This is a genomic window from Streptomyces sp. NPDC002680, from assembly GCF_042889145.1.
Taxonomy (GTDB): domain Bacteria; phylum Actinomycetota; class Actinomycetes; order Streptomycetales; family Streptomycetaceae; genus Streptomyces; species Streptomyces adonidis.
Genome location: NZ_JBIAQP010000029.1, coordinates 24,449 through 40,817 on the forward strand (window position 1 = coordinate 24,449; position 16,369 = coordinate 40,817).

General features: G+C 69.8%; 17 protein-coding genes and 1 pseudogene. 9 read left to right on the top strand and 9 right to left on the bottom strand.

Annotation, left to right across the window (positions count from 1 at the left end):
* Nucleotides 1–283: 283 nt before the first annotated feature.
* From ACFYXF_RS48185 to ACFYXF_RS48200, 4 genes are all read left to right on the top strand, one after another.
* Nucleotides 284–1,639, top strand: a complete 1,356-nt coding sequence (locus ACFYXF_RS48185; RefSeq protein ID WP_389360058.1) for an aspartate aminotransferase family protein — start codon at nt 284–286, stop codon at nt 1,637–1,639.
* Between the two features lie 134 nt (nt 1,640–1,773).
* Nucleotides 1,774–2,709: a GntR family transcriptional regulator gene (locus ACFYXF_RS48190; RefSeq protein ID WP_389360061.1), complete on the top strand. Its 936-nt coding sequence runs from the start codon at nt 1,774–1,776 to the stop codon at nt 2,707–2,709.
* Entirely contained in the window at nt 2,706–5,141 is a 2,436-nt protein-coding gene (locus ACFYXF_RS48195; protein WP_389360063.1) for a glycosyltransferase, read from the top strand. Before ACFYXF_RS48190 ends, ACFYXF_RS48195 begins: the two co-directional genes overlap by 4 nt.
* Nucleotides 5,142–5,295: 154 nt before the next feature.
* Nucleotides 5,296–5,946, top strand: coding sequence for a hypothetical protein (locus tag ACFYXF_RS48200; protein ID WP_389360065.1), 651 nt, complete (start codon nt 5,296–5,298; stop codon nt 5,944–5,946).
* Here ACFYXF_RS48200 and ACFYXF_RS48205 read toward each other — a convergent pair whose 3' ends face one another.
* The 3 genes from ACFYXF_RS48205 to ACFYXF_RS48215 form a co-directional block, all read right to left on the bottom strand.
* Nucleotides 5,947–6,237, bottom strand: a complete 291-nt coding sequence (locus tag ACFYXF_RS48205) for a hypothetical protein (RefSeq protein ID WP_369036566.1) — start codon at nt 6,235–6,237, stop codon at nt 5,947–5,949.
* Between the two features lie 133 nt (nt 6,238–6,370).
* A complete protein-coding gene (locus ACFYXF_RS48210; RefSeq protein WP_389360067.1) occupies nt 6,371–6,793 on the bottom strand; it encodes a hypothetical protein in 423 nt (140 codons plus the stop codon).
* Nucleotides 6,790–6,981: a hypothetical protein gene (locus tag ACFYXF_RS48215; protein ID WP_389360069.1), complete on the bottom strand. Its 192-nt coding sequence runs from the start codon at nt 6,979–6,981 to the stop codon at nt 6,790–6,792. Before ACFYXF_RS48215 ends, ACFYXF_RS48210 begins: the two co-directional genes overlap by 4 nt.
* Before the next feature lie 160 nt (nt 6,982–7,141).
* Between ACFYXF_RS48215 and ACFYXF_RS48220 the strand changes: the two genes are divergently transcribed.
* Both ACFYXF_RS48220 and ACFYXF_RS48225 read left to right on the top strand, forming a co-directional pair.
* Nucleotides 7,142–7,501, top strand: coding sequence for a DUF6247 family protein (locus ACFYXF_RS48220; protein ID WP_389360071.1), 360 nt, complete (start codon nt 7,142–7,144; stop codon nt 7,499–7,501).
* Nucleotides 7,502–7,508: 7 nt separating this feature from the next.
* Nucleotides 7,509–7,763 carry a hypothetical protein gene (locus ACFYXF_RS48225; RefSeq protein ID WP_389360073.1) on the top strand — a complete coding sequence of 85 codons (255 nt, stop codon included), beginning with the start codon at nt 7,509–7,511 and terminating at the stop codon, nt 7,761–7,763.
* A 6-nt stretch (nt 7,764–7,769) separates the two neighbouring features.
* On the opposite strand, the gene ACFYXF_RS48230 is transcribed toward ACFYXF_RS48225, so the two are convergent.
* Nucleotides 7,770–8,105, bottom strand: a complete 336-nt coding sequence (locus ACFYXF_RS48230) for a hypothetical protein (RefSeq protein WP_389360207.1) — start codon at nt 8,103–8,105, stop codon at nt 7,770–7,772.
* 3 nt (nt 8,106–8,108) lie between these two features.
* Between ACFYXF_RS48230 and ACFYXF_RS48235 the strand changes: the two are divergent.
* Nucleotides 8,109–8,195: pseudogene (locus ACFYXF_RS48235) on the top strand (DUF397 domain-containing protein); the annotation flags it as partial.
* Between the two features lie 28 nt (nt 8,196–8,223).
* Here ACFYXF_RS48235 and ACFYXF_RS48240 read toward each other — a convergent pair.
* From ACFYXF_RS48240 to ACFYXF_RS48255, 4 genes are all read right to left on the bottom strand, one after another.
* A complete protein-coding gene (locus tag ACFYXF_RS48240; protein WP_389360075.1) occupies nt 8,224–8,823 on the bottom strand; it encodes a hypothetical protein in 600 nt (199 codons plus the stop codon).
* A 101-nt stretch (nt 8,824–8,924) separates the two neighbouring features.
* The gene (locus ACFYXF_RS48245) at nt 8,925–9,197 is read right to left on the bottom strand and encodes a hypothetical protein (protein ID WP_389360077.1); all 273 of its coding nucleotides are present in this window, start codon (nt 9,195–9,197) and stop codon (nt 8,925–8,927) included.
* A 21-nt stretch (nt 9,198–9,218) separates the two neighbouring features.
* Nucleotides 9,219–9,851 carry a hypothetical protein gene (locus tag ACFYXF_RS48250; protein ID WP_389360079.1) on the bottom strand — a complete coding sequence of 211 codons (633 nt, stop codon included), beginning with the start codon at nt 9,849–9,851 and terminating at the stop codon, nt 9,219–9,221.
* 16 nt (nt 9,852–9,867) lie between these two features.
* The gene (locus ACFYXF_RS48255) at nt 9,868–10,785 is read right to left on the bottom strand and encodes a hypothetical protein (protein WP_389360081.1); all 918 of its coding nucleotides are present in this window, start codon (nt 10,783–10,785) and stop codon (nt 9,868–9,870) included.
* Nucleotides 10,786–11,076: 291 nt separating this feature from the next.
* On the opposite strand from ACFYXF_RS48255, the gene ACFYXF_RS48260 reads away from it, so the two are divergent.
* Nucleotides 11,077–12,255: a hypothetical protein gene (locus ACFYXF_RS48260; RefSeq protein ID WP_389360083.1), complete on the top strand. Its 1,179-nt coding sequence runs from the start codon at nt 11,077–11,079 to the stop codon at nt 12,253–12,255.
* Nucleotides 12,256–12,273: 18 nt separating this feature from the next.
* Here ACFYXF_RS48260 and ACFYXF_RS48265 read toward each other — a convergent pair whose 3' ends face one another.
* The gene (locus ACFYXF_RS48265; protein WP_389360085.1) at nt 12,274–14,103 is read right to left on the bottom strand and encodes a bifunctional metallophosphatase/5'-nucleotidase; all 1,830 of its coding nucleotides are present in this window, start codon (nt 14,101–14,103) and stop codon (nt 12,274–12,276) included.
* Between the two features lie 254 nt (nt 14,104–14,357).
* Between ACFYXF_RS48265 and ACFYXF_RS48270 the strand changes: the two genes are divergently transcribed.
* The gene (locus ACFYXF_RS48270) at nt 14,358–16,352 is read left to right on the top strand and encodes an Ig-like domain repeat protein (RefSeq protein WP_389360087.1); all 1,995 of its coding nucleotides are present in this window, start codon (nt 14,358–14,360) and stop codon (nt 16,350–16,352) included.
* Nucleotides 16,353–16,369 lie beyond the last annotated feature (17 nt).

Here is a 16,369-nt window from a genome sequence, read left to right on the forward strand (position 1 = left end):
CCACCCGCACGACCGCCCCCACCACCCGCACGGCCGCCCGCACCCCCGGTACCGCCACCCGTACTGCCCGCGCCGCGCATCCCACCCGTACCGAGCCGCGCGATCAGCCGGTACGTCCCGATCCGCGTCGGATCGTCGTCCCCGAGCCGCTCCATGCCCGCCTCCCCATGCGCCCCGCACCCCCTACCCCGTCGGGACACGCGACAACCTGTCGCGCAAAACGCCCGACCGCGTACAGGACGCCGATATCCCGCCGTCGCCTCCGACACCTACGCTCCCCGGCATGACCCCTCAGTCCAACCCCCGGGCGGGCGCGGCCGTGAAGGCCGCCGACCGTGCGCACGTCTTCCACTCCTGGTCCGCGCAGGAGCTCATCGACCCGCTCGCCGTCGCCGGTGCGGAGGGGTCCTACTTCTGGGACTACGACGGCAAGCGGTACCTCGACTTCAGCAGCGGCCTCGTCTACACCAACATCGGCTACCAGCACCCGAAGGTCGTCGCCGCCATTCAGGAGCAGGCCGGGCGGATGACCACCTTCGCGCCCGCCTTCGCCGTCGAGGCGCGGTCGGAGGCAGCTCGGCTCATTGCCGAGCGGACCCCCGGTGATCTCGACAAGGTCTTCTTCACCAACGGTGGTGCCGACGCCGTCGAGCACGCCATCCGCATGGCCCGGCTGCACACCGGGCGGCCCAAGGTGCTGTCCGCCTACCGCTCCTACCACGGCGGCACCCAGCAGGCCGTGAACCTCACCGGCGACCCCCGCCGCTGGCCCTCCGACAACGGCACCGCCGGGGTCGTGCGCTTCTGGGCGCCCTTCCTCTACCGGTCGAGGTTCTACGCCGGGACCGAGGAGCAGGAGTGCGCACGGGCGCTCCAGCACCTTGAGGACACGATCGTCTTCGAGGGGCCTGCCACCATCGCGGCGATCATTCTCGAGACCATCCCCGGCACCGCCGGCATCATGATCCCGCCGCCCGGCTATCTCGCCGGGGTGCGCGCGCTCTGCGACCAGTACGGGATCGTCTTCGTCCTGGACGAGGTGATGGCCGGGTTCGGACGGACCGGCGAGTGGTTCGCCGCCGACCTGTTCGACGTCGTGCCCGACCTGATGACCTTCGCCAAGGGGGTCAACTCCGGCTATGTGCCCCTGGGTGGGGTGGCGATCTCCGGCGCCATCGCCGAGACATTCGCCACGCGCCCCTACCCCGGCGGCCTCACCTACTCCGGGCACCCGCTCGCCTGCGCCGCCGCCGTCGCCACGCTCACGGTGATGGCGGAGGAGGACGTCGTCGGCCAGGCCGCCCGCACCGGCGAGACCATCCTCGGCCCCGGGCTCAGGGAGCTGGCGGCCCGGCATCCGAGCGTCGGCGAGGTGCGCGGTACGGGTGTCTTCTGGGCCCTGGACCTCGTACGGAACCAGGAGACCCGGGAGCCCCTGGTGCCGTACAACGCGGCCGGCGAGGCCAACGCGCCGATGACCGCGTTCGGCGCCGCCGCGAAGGCGAACGGGCTGTGGCCCTTCATCAACATGAACCGGACGCATGTCGTCCCGCCCTGCAACGTGACCGAGGCCGAGGCCAAGGAAGGGCTCGCCGCACTGGACGCCGCACTGTCGGTCGCCGACGAGTACACGGAGTAGCCGGATACGCCGAACAGGCGGACAGCGGGTAAGCGCACGGGAAACTCCGCCGGGAACCCGAACGCGTAAGGTGACGTGCTCGTAGACATATGCGAGTACGTCATCCACACGCGCGAAGGGGGAGAGTTCCGACCATGCCCGCCAGCAGCGGCAACGGCGCCGTGACCCGTAGCACCCTGCGGCAGCAGATCGCGGACGCGCTCCGCGACGAGGTGCTGGCCGGCCGTCTCCAGCCCGGCCAGGAGTTCACGGTCAAGGAGATCGCCGAGCAGTACGGCGTCTCCGCGACGCCCGTGCGCGAGGCCCTGGTCGATCTGTCGGCGCAGGGCCTGCTGGAGGCCGACCAGCACCGCGGCTTCCGTGTGCACGAGTACTCGCTCGCCGACTTCCGGGGCATGATCGAAGCCCGCGGCCTGGTCACCGACGGCATGTTCCACGGCCTCGCGAAGGGCCTGCCGCTTGTCCCGGAGGGCAGTTCGGGGGGCAGTGCGGGGGGTAGTGCGGGGCACACTACGGGTGACAGTAAGAGTGGCGGTACGGGTGGTCGTACGGCCGGTGTGTTCGCCGCCGACAGTCCGGGGCCGCGCGGTTTCTTCGTCCGCGCCGGCGACCCGCGTGCCGCCGCCGCCCTCGCCGGTGTCCGCCGCCGGGGCGAGGAGGCCAGACGCGCCGCGACCGCCGGTGAGCTGAACGTCCTCATCGGCTACGACCTGCGTTTCTGGCGCGAACTGGGCGCCCTGTTCGGCAACCCGTACCTCACCGACTTCCTGCACCGGCTGCGCGTGCAGTCCTGGGTGTGCGCGGTGCAGCATCTGAGCCGGCTCGGCGATCTGCGCGGCCGGCTGTGGTCCGACCACACCGAGGTCGTCGACGCGCTGACCCGCCGCGACCTCGCCGACGCGCACCGGATAGTCGACTCGTACGACACCCACTCCCTCACCCTCATCGAGGGCCTGGCGAACCTCGGCACCGAAAGAACCGTCCTCACCACAGAGGAGGACGGGAAAGAGGACGACGGGGAAGACGACAGGGAAAAGGAACACGAGGGGAACGGGGGCACCGCCGAATGAGCGCGCCCACCCGCACCACGGCCACCCTCGACCTGACCGTCGTCGTCCCGGCCTACAACGAGGAAGCCCGCCTCGGCCCCACCCTCGACGCCATCACCGGCCACCTCCGGGAGAACGAGGGCCGCTGGGGCGACTGGGAGGTCGTGGTCGTCGACGACGGCTCCACCGACGGCACCGGCGCCCTCGTCACCGCGCTCGCCGACCCCCGGGTGCAGCTCGTCACCAGCCCGCGCAACCGGGGCAAGGGCCATGCCCTGCGCCTCGGGGTGGCCGCCTCACGCGGCGCCCGCGTCCTGGTCACGGACGCCGATCTGGCAGCTCCCATAGAGGAGTTGGAGGTCCTGGACAAGGCGCTCGGCGAGGGGCACGCGGCGGCGATCGGCTCCCGTTCCGTGCCCGGCTCGACGATCGAGCACCACCAGCACCTGGTCCGCGAATTCCTCGGCCGGGCCGGCAACCTCCTGATACGCAGGGTCGCCGTCCCCGGCATACGTGACACCCAGTGCGGTTTCAAACTGTTCGACGGCGACCGCGCCCGTACGGCGTTCGCCGCGTCCCGGCTCAACGGCTGGGGCATAGACGTCGAGGTACTCCAGCACTTCCGCCGCGCCGACTGGCCGGTCGCCGAGATCCCGGTCCGCTGGGCCCACCAGTCCGGCTCGAAGGTCCGCCCGCTGGACTACGCTCGGGTCCTCGCCGAACTGACGGCCCTCAAGGCCCGCGCGGTCCGCCCGGCCGACCTGTTGGCCGTCACCCTCTTCCTGCTCATGGCCGTCGCCCTGTACGCGGGCCGCTGGGCCGATCCGAACGGCCGCTATCTCCCCGACTCGCTCCAGGACCAGAACCAGTGGGAGTGGTTCTTCGCGGTCACGGCCCACAACGTCAGCCACTTCCAGAACCCCCTCTTCACCGACCTCCAGGGCTTCCCCGACGGCGTGAACCTCATGGCCAACACGGTCATGCTCGGCCTGTCGGTCCCCTTCACACCGATCACGCTCCTGGCGGGACCGGCGATCTCCCTGGCCCTGGTGATGACGCTCGGCCTCGCGGTGACGGCGGCGGCCTGGTACTGGCTGATCGTGAAACGGGTCGTACGGCAACGGGGAGCCGCCTTCGCCGGCGCGACCCTGGCGGCCTTCGCACCCCCGATGATCAGCCACGCCAACGCGCACCCGAACTTCGTCATCCTGTTCATGATGCCGCTGATCATCGACCGCGCGCTGCGCCTGTGCGAGGGCGAGCGGGTGCGCCGGAACGGCGTGATCCTGGGCCTGATGGCGGCGTACCAGATCTTCCTCGGCGAGGAGCCGCTGCTGCTGGCGTCGATGGGGATGGTGCTGTTCGCCCTCGCGTACGCGGTCGTACGCAGGGACGTGGCGAGGACGGCCTGGCGCCCGCTGCTGCGGGGTCTGTCGATCGGCGCGGCGGTCTGCCTGCCGATCGTCGCGATCCCCCTCTACTGGCAGTTCTTCGGCGCGCAGAGCTACCACAGCGTGCTGCACGGCGACAACGCGGGCAACAGTCCGATGGCGCTGCTCTCCTTCGCCGAGCGTTCGCTGATCGCGGGCGACGCGGACCGGGCGAACGCCCTCTCCCTCAACCCGACCGAGCAGAACGCCTTCTACGGCTGGCCGCTGGTCGCCCTGGCCTTCGCGATCGTCGTACGGCTGTGGGAGCGCCCGGCGGTGAAGGCGCTGGCGTTCACGGCGGTGGCCGCGGCGTTCCTCTCGCTCGGGCCGAAGTTCCGTATCCCGCTCACCGACACGGTGCTGCCGGGCCCCTGGGCGCTGTTGGCCAAGAAGCCGCTGTTCGAGTCGGTGATCGAGGGCCGGGTCGCGATGATCTGCGCACCGGCGCTGGGCATGCTGCTGGCCATCGCAGTGGAACGCCTGGCGGCCACCCCTCGCCTGTCCACGCAGTACTTCGGCACGCTGGCGGTCGTCCTCGCGGTGCTGCCGATCGTCCCGGCCCCGCTGAAGTCGGTGGAACGCGTGGACGTACCGCCCTTCATCGCGGACGGTATGTGGAAGTCGTACGTGGGGAAGGGCGAGTCCCTGGTCCCGGTGCCGTTGCCCGATCCCGGCAACGCGGAGGCGCTGCACTGGCAGACGGCGGCCGGCCTCGGCTTCAAGCTGCCGGGCGGCTACTTCAACGGCCCGTACGGCGACGACCGCGTCGGCATCTACGGCGCCTCGCCGCGCTTCACCTCCAACATGCTGCGGGACGTCCGCTACAACGGCGTCGCGCCGACGATCGGCGACAACTGGCGGGCGCAGGCCAAGAAGGACTTCGCGTTCTGGAAGGCGGGCGTGCTGGTGCTGGCCCCGCAGGGCAACGACGGGGTGCTGCGCGAGACGGTGGAGCAGCTGACGGGGAAGCCGGGGAAGTGGACGGGCGGGGTGTGGGTGTGGGACCTGCACGACGGGGCATGACCCGGTGACCGGGTCACGGGGCGACCTGGTGACCGGTTCCTGCCGGTGTCTGGCCCATCACACGGGGGCCTGACCCACCGACGACCCACTACGCTTCCCTGACGCCCAGAGGCCTCAGGGCCTGGACGCCTATGACGATGCGAGGAGTGCTCCTTTGGCCTGTGACCTGTGGCTGGTCCCACTCGTCGACGTGCTGTGTCACACCCCCGACAACCCCTTCGCCGAGGAACTCGCCCTCTACGACAAGGTGCTGGGCGAGGCGGGACTGCCGCCGGTGCCGGTGTACTCGTACATGCCGGGCCTGTCCGGTGACGTGGCCCCCATCGCGGGCTTCGACTACGACGCGCTGCACTTCCTGCGCCGCGCGTATCTCCTCCAGGTGTGCGGTCTGCCGGTGACGCCGGTGGGCGAACTGGGCGGGGACTACGAGCAGTTGCTGGAGATGTTCGAGACGACGGCCCAGCAGTCGCACCTGGTGTGGCACTACGACCACGCGGGCGCGTACGTGCCGGTGGACTTCCCGCACCCTCTGTCGAGTGACGAACTCCTCGAAGGCGGCGGCCCGTTGGGCTCGTCCCAGACCCTGCTGCGGGAGCTGGAGTTCGTGGCCCCGTCGATCGGCATCGACCCGGCGAACCCCCCGCTGGCCCCGGCCCCGCCGCTGACACCCACGTCCCTGGAGGAACCGGCGGCACCGGCTCCCTTCGACGCGAGCCCGTTCGCGCGGGAACGGCATGTGTGGCTGGGTCTGAACGCGGCGGCGACGAGGAGTCTGGCGCAGGGTTCGATGATCGTCTTCAGCTGATCACCGGATGTGCGAGAGGCCCTTCTGCAGGTCGTCGGCGTTCATGATGGGGGTGAAGGAGACCTTGGCATTGAACTGGGTGAAGAACAGCTCGGCGGTGGGCGGCATTTCGGAGCTGTCCTGCATGTCGATCACCAGCCAGCAGGTCCGGCAACCGTCCTCGGGGCCGAAGTAGGCCGCCTCCGGCTTGAGGAGGTCCATGGCCTCCTTCAACAGCGTCGGCAGCTTGCCACTGCGTATGCCCTCGTTGCCCTTCTCCGTGTCGAACTGCGCCTTGAGCAGGACACGCATGACATTCACCTTCTCCTGGCGAGGGGTTTCAGGTGTGTTTGATGCGGTTCCAGCGTATTCCTGTTGCAGAAGGTTGGCGCGCACACGTTCGAGGCCCACGCCCGTGTTTCCGGGCGCGGGCCTCTGCCGGCAGCTACCGCTGACGCGGCAGCCTGAGGGTCCGTACGAGGGGCATGTCCGCGTACAGATCGGGGTCGACGGTCAGTACGCGCCGGCCGTCCGGCCAGTCCACCGTCGGCCGGGACAGGTGCACCGCGTGACCGAGCCGCCACTCGACCCCGTCACGCAGCAGCGCGCCCACGGTGGACGCACCCGCGAAGTCCAGCTCGACGATCTCCACGGCGGGCAGGGCGCCGATGTGCTCGGCCAGCCCCTTGCGCATACCGCCGGCGGCGGCCAGACAGAGCGCGGGCACGTACACGTGCCGGGTGGGCCCGTGCTCGGTGTTCGAGACGAACTGCGAGGCGAGCGAGTTGCCCGAGCCGAGGGCCAGCAGCGCCGACTCGTCGAAGACGACGCCGGTAGACCCCCCGGCCCTTTTGGCGGCGGCGCTCACAGGCTCTCGACCTCCCGTCCGGCCTCCAGGTCCTGCCAGATCTTCTCGACCCGGTCGTGGTCCTCGTCGGTGAGGGTGACGCCGAAGTGCGTCTCGCAGTACGCCTTGGTCTCCTCGTACCGCTTCCGCAGCTCTTCCTGCGTGGGTGTGGCCCCGGCCAGTTCGGCGATCAGGTCGCGCATGGTCATCCCGCGTTCGCGAGTGTGACGGTCCTCGTTTCCTTTCGGCTGGGTTGTACTGGATTCCCCGGCCGTGCGGGTGCATGACCGGGAGTCCTGGGATCAGGGCGACGCCCCGCGTTAGAGTCCAGGTATCTCCGAGCCTCGGCGACAAGAAGGGGACGGCCGCATGAGCGCACAGCACGTCGAAATGGGTGACGCTCCCGTCATCCCCCGCCCGGACCGCACCCCGGCGGCCCTCCGAGCGGCCTGCGCCGTCGTCGCCCCACACCTCCTCGGCGCCTACGACCACGCCAAGGAACAGGCGTTGGCCACGGCCCTGGAGCAGGACTCGATCAAGCCCGTGCACGCCTACCTCGCCCACTGGGCCACGCTGATCGAGATCGAGCGGCACCCCGAGACCGCGAAGGCCTACCACCAGGCCGAGTACCTCGCCCACATCACGACCGCGCCGGACGAGGCACGCGGCCACCTGATCACCGCGAGCGGCATTTACCGCGACGCGGCCAAGGCAGTACGCGGGGCATGAGCTGGGCTTGGGAGTACGTCCCGGACGAGGCGACGGTGGCAGCCGGGGCGCCCCCGGCATTCCTCGCCGAGGTCGAGAAGAAGGTCGAGAGCTGGTCCGCGCCGCCGAGGCCCTGTATCTCCACGGGCCCGCCTACCAGGACCTCGACGAGGGGGCGAAGCACGCGTTCGTGAACGGTGGCTTCTTCGTGTACATGGTCACCCCGCGCTCGGAACTCGTCAGCATCTGGCAGATCACTCCCGACCCCTACCTTCACGACTGACGGCACTCACGCCCCGACCTCGGCCACGCGACCGCTTTCCAGTACCGCGAGCAGCATCAGCACGTGTACGAAGTGGTCCCGGGACACCGGCCGATAACGCCAAGTCAGCGGCCAGGTCTGCCCGTTGAGGGCGGGTAAGGGGATGTAGGCGATACAACTCGGCCCGGACGCGAGACTGATGACCCCGGGTGGCCAGATCCGCCGGGTCGTCGCACCCACGGGTACGGGGAAGTAGACGGCACGGCTCCCGCTCGCCTCCTCCACAACCGGCCCCGGCGCCCCGCCGGTCATCCGCGCCAGCCGGTCCGCGACCGCTCTGCCCTCGTCGCCGTCCAGGCGGATCGCGTCGAAGTCGCCTACGCCTGGCGCAAGTCGACGTACAGCGACGACGGCGGCGGCAACTGCGTGGAGATCGCCCCCTGCCCCCACACCCCCACCACCGCCCGTACCGACTGAGGCCCTACACCGGGGTGCCCGGGGTGCCCGTCCACGGCCAGTACTCGAAGCCGTTGCCCGTGTACCAGCCCAGCCGACTGGTGGTGCCGCAGCCGCCGCTGTGGAAGTCCAGGAAGTCGGAGTACGAGGCTTTGACGGACTTCTTGGGGAAGGTCACCGACAGTTCGGTGACGACACTGCCCCGCGCCGGGATCGTGCCCAGCGACAGGGTGGTGGAGTTCCACATCGGCAGCGATCCGTTGGTCCTGCTGTTCCAGTGCAGGGTCACCTTGTGCCAGTGGCCGGTTCCCATGCGCCACTGCACGAGGGGAGCAGGGCCACGGTTCTTCATCAGGTTGCCGATGTCGAAGACGTACGTCGCCCTGGTCAGCTTCACGTTCTCCGTGTTGCGTACCCGGATACGCGCGTGCAGGGGCACCCCGGTGCGACGTGCGGTGGGGGTCACCGAACCGGCGAGGTCGGAGGCCGTCACCGCTCCGTACCGGCAGTCGTAGGCGACCGTGTCGGGGCTGGTGATGGCCTGTGGCTGGGCAACATGGGACACCGCACCCATGACACCGGCCGCGACAACGATCGCCGTTCTTCGTGAAACGGTGGTTTTCAACTTGTCCTCCTCAGCGGCCCGATCCCATCCCGCCAGAGGGTGACCGTCAATGATCTTTCCCGAATCATTGCCGGAACCATTCGTCGGTCATAGGTCATAGGTCACGGGTCGCAGGACGCGCGTAGGGCGTCGAAGTGCAAGGGCCCGTTGATGTCCCGCGCCTGGACCACCGCCCCCTGGAACGTGCCCCCGGAGATCTCGTTGCGCACATCACCCGCCCCGGTCGACGTGCCGTCCAGCGCATCCGCCTCCCGGCGCCAGGTGTCGAGCGCCCGGGCGAAGACGGGGTCCTGCCGGGCCCGCAGCGCGAGTACGTCGGCCAGTTCCCGGGCGCGCGCCGGACTGTCGGCGGCATCGGCGAGGGACGTCAACATCCGCACCGGCGGTGACAGCCTTCACCCGTCGGCACCCTCCGCCGGACGAGTCGTCAGCCAAGCGCTCGCCCCCGGAATGAAGTGGACCTCTCGGGGCCGGCGGAAGCCCAGGGGGCGCAGTTGGTCGCTGTGGCGGGGGGACATCGTGAGGGCGACGGCCGTTGTCGCCACGTCGTCGACCGCTCGCAGGCCCGGAGCCAGCAGGTCGGCGGCCACGGTGTGGTCCCAGGCGGTCGTGTCGTCCAGGGTGCCGACCATGACCACCTTCCAGTGCGGGATCTCGGGGCCCGCGTCCTTCAGCCACATGGGCAGGACCGGCAAGTCCTGCGGTCCGGTGGCGAGTTCGCGGGCGAGGAGGCTGCTGAAGCGGGTGTCGGGGGGCTCGGCTCCGACGCCGGGCGGCAGCCAGACGGCCGCGGCCAGGAGACCGCCCTCCGCCCGCTCGGCCACCCAGATACGGCCCTCCTCCAGGGCGTAGTGGGCCAGCACCAGCCGCATCGCGCTCTGTGCCCGCTCCCAGTCGTCCGAGTGCGTGGGCGCCGCGATCATGCGTACCACCGCGGGCACGTCCACCAGTTCCGCCGCGCGTACGGTCGTCCGGGTGCCCAGCTGAAGCATGGGCATCGCGGCCATGGGCGTCAGGGTCGTCGTCATCTTGCTGTTCTCCATTTCAGGCCGCCCGGCTCGTGCCGGTCAGCATCCGGGTGGGGAGCGGGTGCGGTACGGGGACGGGGACGGGTACGTCGAGGCGGGCTGGACGCTCGTACTGGCGTTCCAGCTGCGGGCGGCTCAGCAGGACCACGCCCCGGCCCGCCGCCAGCGCGCCGGCGATCGCGAGCAGGGTGCCCGTCGTGCCGTACTGGAAGCCCTCGCCGAGCAGGGTGACGCCGATGGCGGACGCGGCGACCGGGTTGACGAGGGTGAGCAGGGCGAGGGGGCCGCCGAGGCCGCTGCCGTAGGCCTTCTGGGCCAGCAGCAGCCCGCCCGCCGCGAAGGCGACGGTCAGGATCGCGACCGACACCGCGCTCCAGGACAGCGTCGGTCCGACCGCGAGCTTCTGGGCCAGCGTCGAGCCGACCCCGGAGGCGATGCCCGAGGCCGCCGCGAAGCCGAGGCCGGCCAGGGAGGAGCGGCCCGTGGTCAGGCGTACGAGCACCGCGATGAGCGTGGCGGCTGCGAGCGCCACCACCAGCACCTCTGTGCCGCTCAGCGCGCTGTCCGGCGTACCGCCCGAGGCCGTGACCGTCAGGAGGGCGGTCAGTCCTACGAGGGTGAGGGCCATGCCGGACCACTGGGTGCCCGAGGTGCGGCGGCGGGCCGCCAGTGAGCCGAGCGGTACCGCCACCACCAGGGTCAGTACGCCGAGCGGCTGCACCAGGCTCAGGGGGCCGTAGCGCAGGGCGACCACGTGCAGCAGCGCGCCGGCGGCGTTGAGGAGGACCGCCCACCACCACGAGGCACGGGTGAGGGCGCCGCGCAGGTTCCCGGCGCCGGCGGCGGTCCGCTCCTGGACCACGGCGGCCGTGGCGTAACAGAGCGCGGAGACGAGGGAGAGGGCGACGGCCAGGAGCACTGGAGAGGTCGTCATCGGCGTCGCGCCTTCCATCGATACGAAACGGTTTCGTACTCACAAGCTACGACGGTCTCGATCGAAACGCAAGCGTTTCTTTAGGGGGGATCATGCCTGGTGGCGGACCCGTACGGTCCGGATAAAGGCCGAATTCTCCCGCAACCATCCCGCCCCAACTCCGTCTTACTAGCGCAGGGGCTCACCACCCCACCACTCGCGAATCCGGGGGGATTCATGTTTCGCACCGCTCACACACCTCACACCGCTCGTATCGGTCGCCCACTCGCCATGGGAGCGGCCTGTGCGCTGATGTCACTGGGAGCGGTGGCCGCCGCGCCCGCCGCGTGGGCCGAGCCGGGGGCGCCGACTCCGTCGGCCGCGCCCGCGCAGACCTGCTGCAACACCACCCTGTCCGTGGCCGGGCCCGCAGCGGTGGGGCTGGCCGGGCAGCCGGTCGAGTTCACGGAGAAGATCACCAACACCTCCGCCACCGAGTCGCAGGACCTGTTCCTCAACCTGGTCGCGGACGCGGGGGCCGGCATGCCGAAGAACGGCCTGGGCGTCTGGTACCGCACGGACGGCGGGGCCTGGCAGCAGGTGCCGATGGAGTACACCAGCGGTTCGTTCCAGGGGGCGCTGCCTATCACCATCACGCTCGGCCCGGGCGAGAGCCGTGTCCTCCACCTGCGCCTCGGGCTGCCCATGGGCGAACCGCACAACGGCGACAGCGACGGCGGGGCGAGCTCCGTCCGGCTGACCTCGTCCGTCGGGGCGGCCGACGGGTCGTGGGTCCTCCAGGCGCGTGACATCCGTACGATCGCGGTCCATGGCCTGGCCGCCGGGCTCGCCGGAGTGCCCACGACGGCCGTGCGCGGCGGGGCGCCCGTCGAGTTCGACGCCACCCTGGTCAACCCGACGCCGTCCGACTACCTCAACGTCAACAGCGTGCTGTTCACCGACAAGTACGCGACGGTGCAGGTGAAGCGGGGAGGCGCCTGGGTCACGCTGCCGCCGGTGACGGCGGCCGCCGAGCCCGGCCTGGTCGGCCACTATCTGCGCGAGCGCGACCACAAGGTCCCGGCGGGCAGCAGCGGTTCCGTTCCGGTACGGGTCTCCTGGAAGGCGAACGCTCCGCTCGGCAAGGCCACCCTCACCGAGAGCATCATCGTCAACGAGGGGTCCGTCCCGTTCCGGGGCACCCACGTGGGTGCCGCGTCCGCCCAAGTGACCCTGACCGGCGGCCAGTCGGCATCCCCGAGCACGAGCGCGGGCACAACCCCGACGCCGACGTCCTCGGCCTCCGCCTCGACCGGCACCACCGCCACCCCCACGCCCACACCCACCACCTCTCCGGCCAACACCGGCACCCAGTTGGCGAGCACCGGCGGTGACGGCGGCGGCACGCTCGCCCTGTCCCTCGGCGGCGCCTCGCTGGTGTTCGCCGGCGGCTCCCTGGCCGCCTACACGCGGCTGCGGCGCCGCGCGTAAGGCAGACCATCAGCCGGTTCAGTCGGCGAACACCGCCGTCCCGCCCTGCGTCAGCCTCCAGTTGGTGACGGCGAAGTCGGCGGGGTTCAGGCTCCCCTTCGACGTCACGTAGTCGATCATCAGCTGGCGGATCTCGTTCGTGGAGCTGTACGCGATGTCGGCGGCGGCGATGTGCGGGTAGCCGCTGCCGCCGTTCGCGCGGTAGTTGTTGACGGCGACGACGAACACCTGGTCGTCCGTGACCGAAGTGCCCTTGTAGGCAAGGTTCTTGATCCGCGACCCGTCCGCCGCCGCGATGTCGATCTCGTACTCGACTCCGGCGGCGGTGTCGTACATGTAGTCCCAGAAGTTGTTGGCGTTGGTGAGGGTCGCGGTGTCAACTGCCGTGCCCACCGGGACCTGGTGGTAGTACTTCGCCGCGTACTCCAGGTAGTCCTTCAGCTGAGCACCCGTCAACTTCTTGCCGTACAGGGTGTTGTCGTAGATGTAGAGCCCGGCGATGTCCTTGATGGTGACGCTGCCGGCCGGGATGTCCGCGGTGCGGGAGAAGGGCGCGGCGACGGAGATGAGCGGCAGGGCGGCATCGGACGTCGACAGCCCCGCCTTGACCGTGTCCATCTGGACCTGGTGGATGAAGTCCATGATCGGGACGTCCTTCCAGCAGGACTCCGCCGCCGAGAGGTCCTCGGTGCAGGTGCCGACCGCCGTGTTGACGTACTTCACGACCAGCTCGTGGTCGGCCTCCAGGAGCTTCCTGATCTCCGGGTCCTCGTCCACCGTGTTGGGGTTGAGGGTCTGCGCGGTCTTCTTGGTGACCTTCCACTGCCCGCGCACGAGTTCCAGCTCGAAGTCGAAGACGCTGAGCCGGTAGCCCCAGCAGTACGGCTCGGACAGCAGCACGTCCTCGCCGGTCTCGTCGTTCTTCACCGTGTACGAGGGCACCTCGACGTGGGTGTGGCCGACCAGGATCGCGTCGATGCCGGGGACCTGCTGGGCGACGAGGTTCGAGGCGTTCTCGACGTACGGCAGCTCGTCGCCGTAGGACGAGGAACCGTCGAGCCCGGAGTGGTCGGTCAGGAAGACGACGTCACAGCCGAGCGCGCGCAGCCGGGGCACGTACTTCTTCGCCTGCTCGACCAGGCCCGGGAAGACCATCTTTCCGCTGACGTTGTCCTTGTCCCAGAGGGCGATGCCCGGGTTGGTCAGGCCGAGGATGCCGACCTTGATGTCGGGGGCGCCCGGCACGCGGATCCGCTTCACGGTGTACGGCGGGAAGGCGGGCTTCAGCGTCTTCGCGTCGAGCGCGTTCGCGCCCAGCAAGGGGAAGTGACACTGGCTCTCGAACTTCCGGAGGACCTCGATGCCGTAGTTGAACTCGTGGTTGCCGAGGGCGGCGGCGTCGTAGCGCATGTGGTTCATCGCGACCGCCATCGGGTGCTTCGGGGCGCCCTTGTCGGTGATGGGCTGCACGCGCGCGAAGTAGTACGCGAGGGAGGTGCCCTGGATGATGTCTCCGGCGTCGACGAGCAGGACGTGCTCCTCGCCCTTCGCCTCCCGCTGCTGCTTGATGAGCGTGGCGACCCGGGCGACACCGACGGAGTTGCCCTTCGTGTCGGAGTAGGCCTTGTCCAGGTAGTAGTCCCAGTCGAAGACATGGCTGTGCAGGTCGGTGGTGCCCAGGACGGAGAACGTCCAGGTCTTGGGGCACTTGGCGGGCCCGTGCCCGGCGGGCTTGGGCTGGGCTGCCTCGGCGGTACCGGCACCGGCCGCTCCCGCGACGGCGACGGCCGCGCCGGTGACGGCCGACTTCTGCACGAACTCACGGCGGTTCATGGGCGAGATGGGCATGGGGGAACTCCTGAGCGGTCGATGGCTACACGCGTAGAGCGTGGCGGCACACCGGCCACCCAGGAACCAAGAACAGGCCATGACAGGCCATGTCCCGGTCAATTCCAGCGATATCAGAGGCTCCCACCAGTCCCGTTAACCCCCTGTGAACCTTCTGTCAGTGGTGTGACCTACGCTTCTCTTCACTGGCTCTACACAGAGACCAAGTGGCCCCGCTTCAGGGGCACTTTCGTACCGGGGGGTTCGAAAACATCGTGCACAGACGCACTCTCTCGACCGCGCTCGCGGTCGCACTCACATTCGGTTCCGTCGCGCTCACGACCGGCGTCGCGGGTACGGCCATGGCGGACGACCAGCGGGACCTGGGCATCGTCTCCTTCGGTGACATCGTTGTGGACGGCGTCCACCAGCGGGTCTTCGTGAGCGACCCGGCCAGCGACCGGATCGTCGTCACGGACTACAAGGGCAACTTCGTCCGGGAAGTGTCCGGCCTGGGCGGCGTCAAGGGCCTGGAGCTGTCGCCCGACTCCGGCACGCTGTACGCGGCGGTGCCCGACGGCGTCGGCGACACCGGCGACGCGATCTTCGCCATCGACACGGCCACGGGGACGGAGTCGGGGCGGTACGCGACGGGTGACGTCGACCCGCAGTCCGTGGCCCTCGCGGGCGGCAAGCTGTGGTTCGGGTACGGCAGTGCCACGGGCGGCGGCACCGGCAACATCGGCTCGGTCGACCTGGCCGACCCGGAGCACAAGGTCACGCTGGACGGCGACGCGGCCACGCCGTGGGCCACCGCGCCCGTGCTGGACGCGGCGCCGGGTTCGAGCACGCTGGTGGCGGGCCTGCCGGGCGCGACCACGACCGACCTGGGCGTGTACGACGTCTCGTCGGGCACCGCGACGGCCACCGCGCGTACGACCGTCGCGGGCGGCGGACTGCGTGACCTCGCGGTCACGCCGGACGGCGGACGGGTCGTCGTGGCCGCCCAGAACCCGTACAACCACGTGGTGTACAAGACCTCCGACCTGACGACAGCCGGCAAGTACGCCAACGGCCAGGGGAACGCGAACGCCGTGGCCGTCGCCCCCGACGGCACGGTCGCGGCGGGCAACGACACGACGTACGGCCAGGGCCTGAACGTCTACAAGCCGGGCGGCACGACCTCGGTCCGGGACTACAACCTCACCAGGACGGACGGCACCGGCAGGCTCGCCGACACGGGACTCGGCTGGGCCCCGGACAGGTCCCGCCTGTTCGCGATCACGGCCCTGAACGGCACGTACGAGCTGCGCATCCTGAACACCCCGACGAAGGCCGTCACCAGCGTCTCCGTCACCGCCCCGACCAAGTCCGCACGGGCGAAGAAGCTGACGGTCAAGGGCAAGATCACCAGCAAGGTGGCGGTCCCCGCCGGCGCCAAGCTGACGATCACCCGCAAGGACCTGGAGCACCCGAACGGCCAGAAGATCGGCACGGCCACGGTCGCGTCGAACGGCACGTTCTCCTTCACCAACAGCCCGCCGGTCGGCGGCAGGGTGACGTACACGCTGTCGTACGCGGGCGACGCCAACCACCTGGCGAGCAGTGGCTCGGACGCGGTCGACGTCTCGCGCGCGGCGACCACGATCCGCCTCTCCAACAACAAGAAGACGTACGACTACGCGAAGAGCGTCAAGTTCACGGCGCACCTCGGCAAGACGTACAAGAACCGCAAGGTCGAGATCTGGGCCGACCCGTATGGCTCCGCGCCCAACAAGCTGGTCAAGGCCGGCACGGTCAACAGGAACGGCGACTTCTCGGCCACGTACAAGCTCACCCGCGACACCCGCCTCACGGCACGCTTCACGGGCGACGCGCGCTACGCGCCCAAGTCGGTGGCCAGCACGGTCTACACCAAGGTCAAGGTGTCGACGACGATCAGCCGCCAGTACAAGAACAAGAAGGTGTACGGCCAGACGTACGCCTACTTCCACCAGGCCACGAACCCGCTGTTCACGACGTCCATGACGGCGTACCCGAACCGCGAGCAGCGCCTCCAGATCGAGTACTTCTACGAGGGCGCCTGGTACGACGGCGGCTCGCAGTACTTCGCCCTGGACTCGGCCGGCATCTCCCGCGTCGAACTGCTCGGCGCCCACGACATCGGCTACCGCTTCCGCATCCGCTCGTCGTACATCGACGGAACGTCGGGCGACAACGTGAACGCGACGACGCACGGGGCGTGGAAGTACTTCATCTTCACGACGTGACGTGAGAGAGGGGCACC

What these genes read in the sequence shown, in the direction of transcription:
- ACFYXF_RS48185 (WP_389360058.1), top strand. Translation starts at nt 284, where the DNA reads ATGACCCCTCAGTCCAACCCCCGGGCGGGCGCGGCCGTGAAGGCCGCC.
- ACFYXF_RS48190 (WP_389360061.1), top strand. Translation starts at nt 1,774, where the DNA reads ATGCCCGCCAGCAGCGGCAACGGCGCCGTGACCCGTAGCACCCTGCGG.
- ACFYXF_RS48195 (WP_389360063.1), top strand. Translation starts at nt 2,706, where the DNA reads ATGAGCGCGCCCACCCGCACCACGGCCACCCTCGACCTGACCGTCGTC.
- ACFYXF_RS48205 (WP_369036566.1), bottom strand. Translation starts at nt 6,237, where the DNA reads ATGCGTGTCCTGCTCAAGGCGCAGTTCGACACGGAGAAGGGCAACGAG.
- ACFYXF_RS48215 (WP_389360069.1), bottom strand. Translation starts at nt 6,981, where the DNA reads ATGACCATGCGCGACCTGATCGCCGAACTGGCCGGGGCCACACCCACG.
- ACFYXF_RS48220 (WP_389360071.1), top strand. Translation starts at nt 7,142, where the DNA reads ATGAGCGCACAGCACGTCGAAATGGGTGACGCTCCCGTCATCCCCCGC.
- ACFYXF_RS48245 (WP_389360077.1), bottom strand. Translation starts at nt 9,197, where the DNA reads ATGTTGACGTCCCTCGCCGATGCCGCCGACAGTCCGGCGCGCGCCCGG.
- ACFYXF_RS48250 (WP_389360079.1), bottom strand. Translation starts at nt 9,851, where the DNA reads ATGACGACGACCCTGACGCCCATGGCCGCGATGCCCATGCTTCAGCTG.
- ACFYXF_RS48255 (WP_389360081.1), bottom strand. Translation starts at nt 10,785, where the DNA reads ATGACGACCTCTCCAGTGCTCCTGGCCGTCGCCCTCTCCCTCGTCTCC.
- ACFYXF_RS48260 (WP_389360083.1), top strand. Translation starts at nt 11,077, where the DNA reads ATGTCACTGGGAGCGGTGGCCGCCGCGCCCGCCGCGTGGGCCGAGCCG.
- ACFYXF_RS48265 (WP_389360085.1), bottom strand. Translation starts at nt 14,103, where the DNA reads ATGCCCATCTCGCCCATGAACCGCCGTGAGTTCGTGCAGAAGTCGGCC.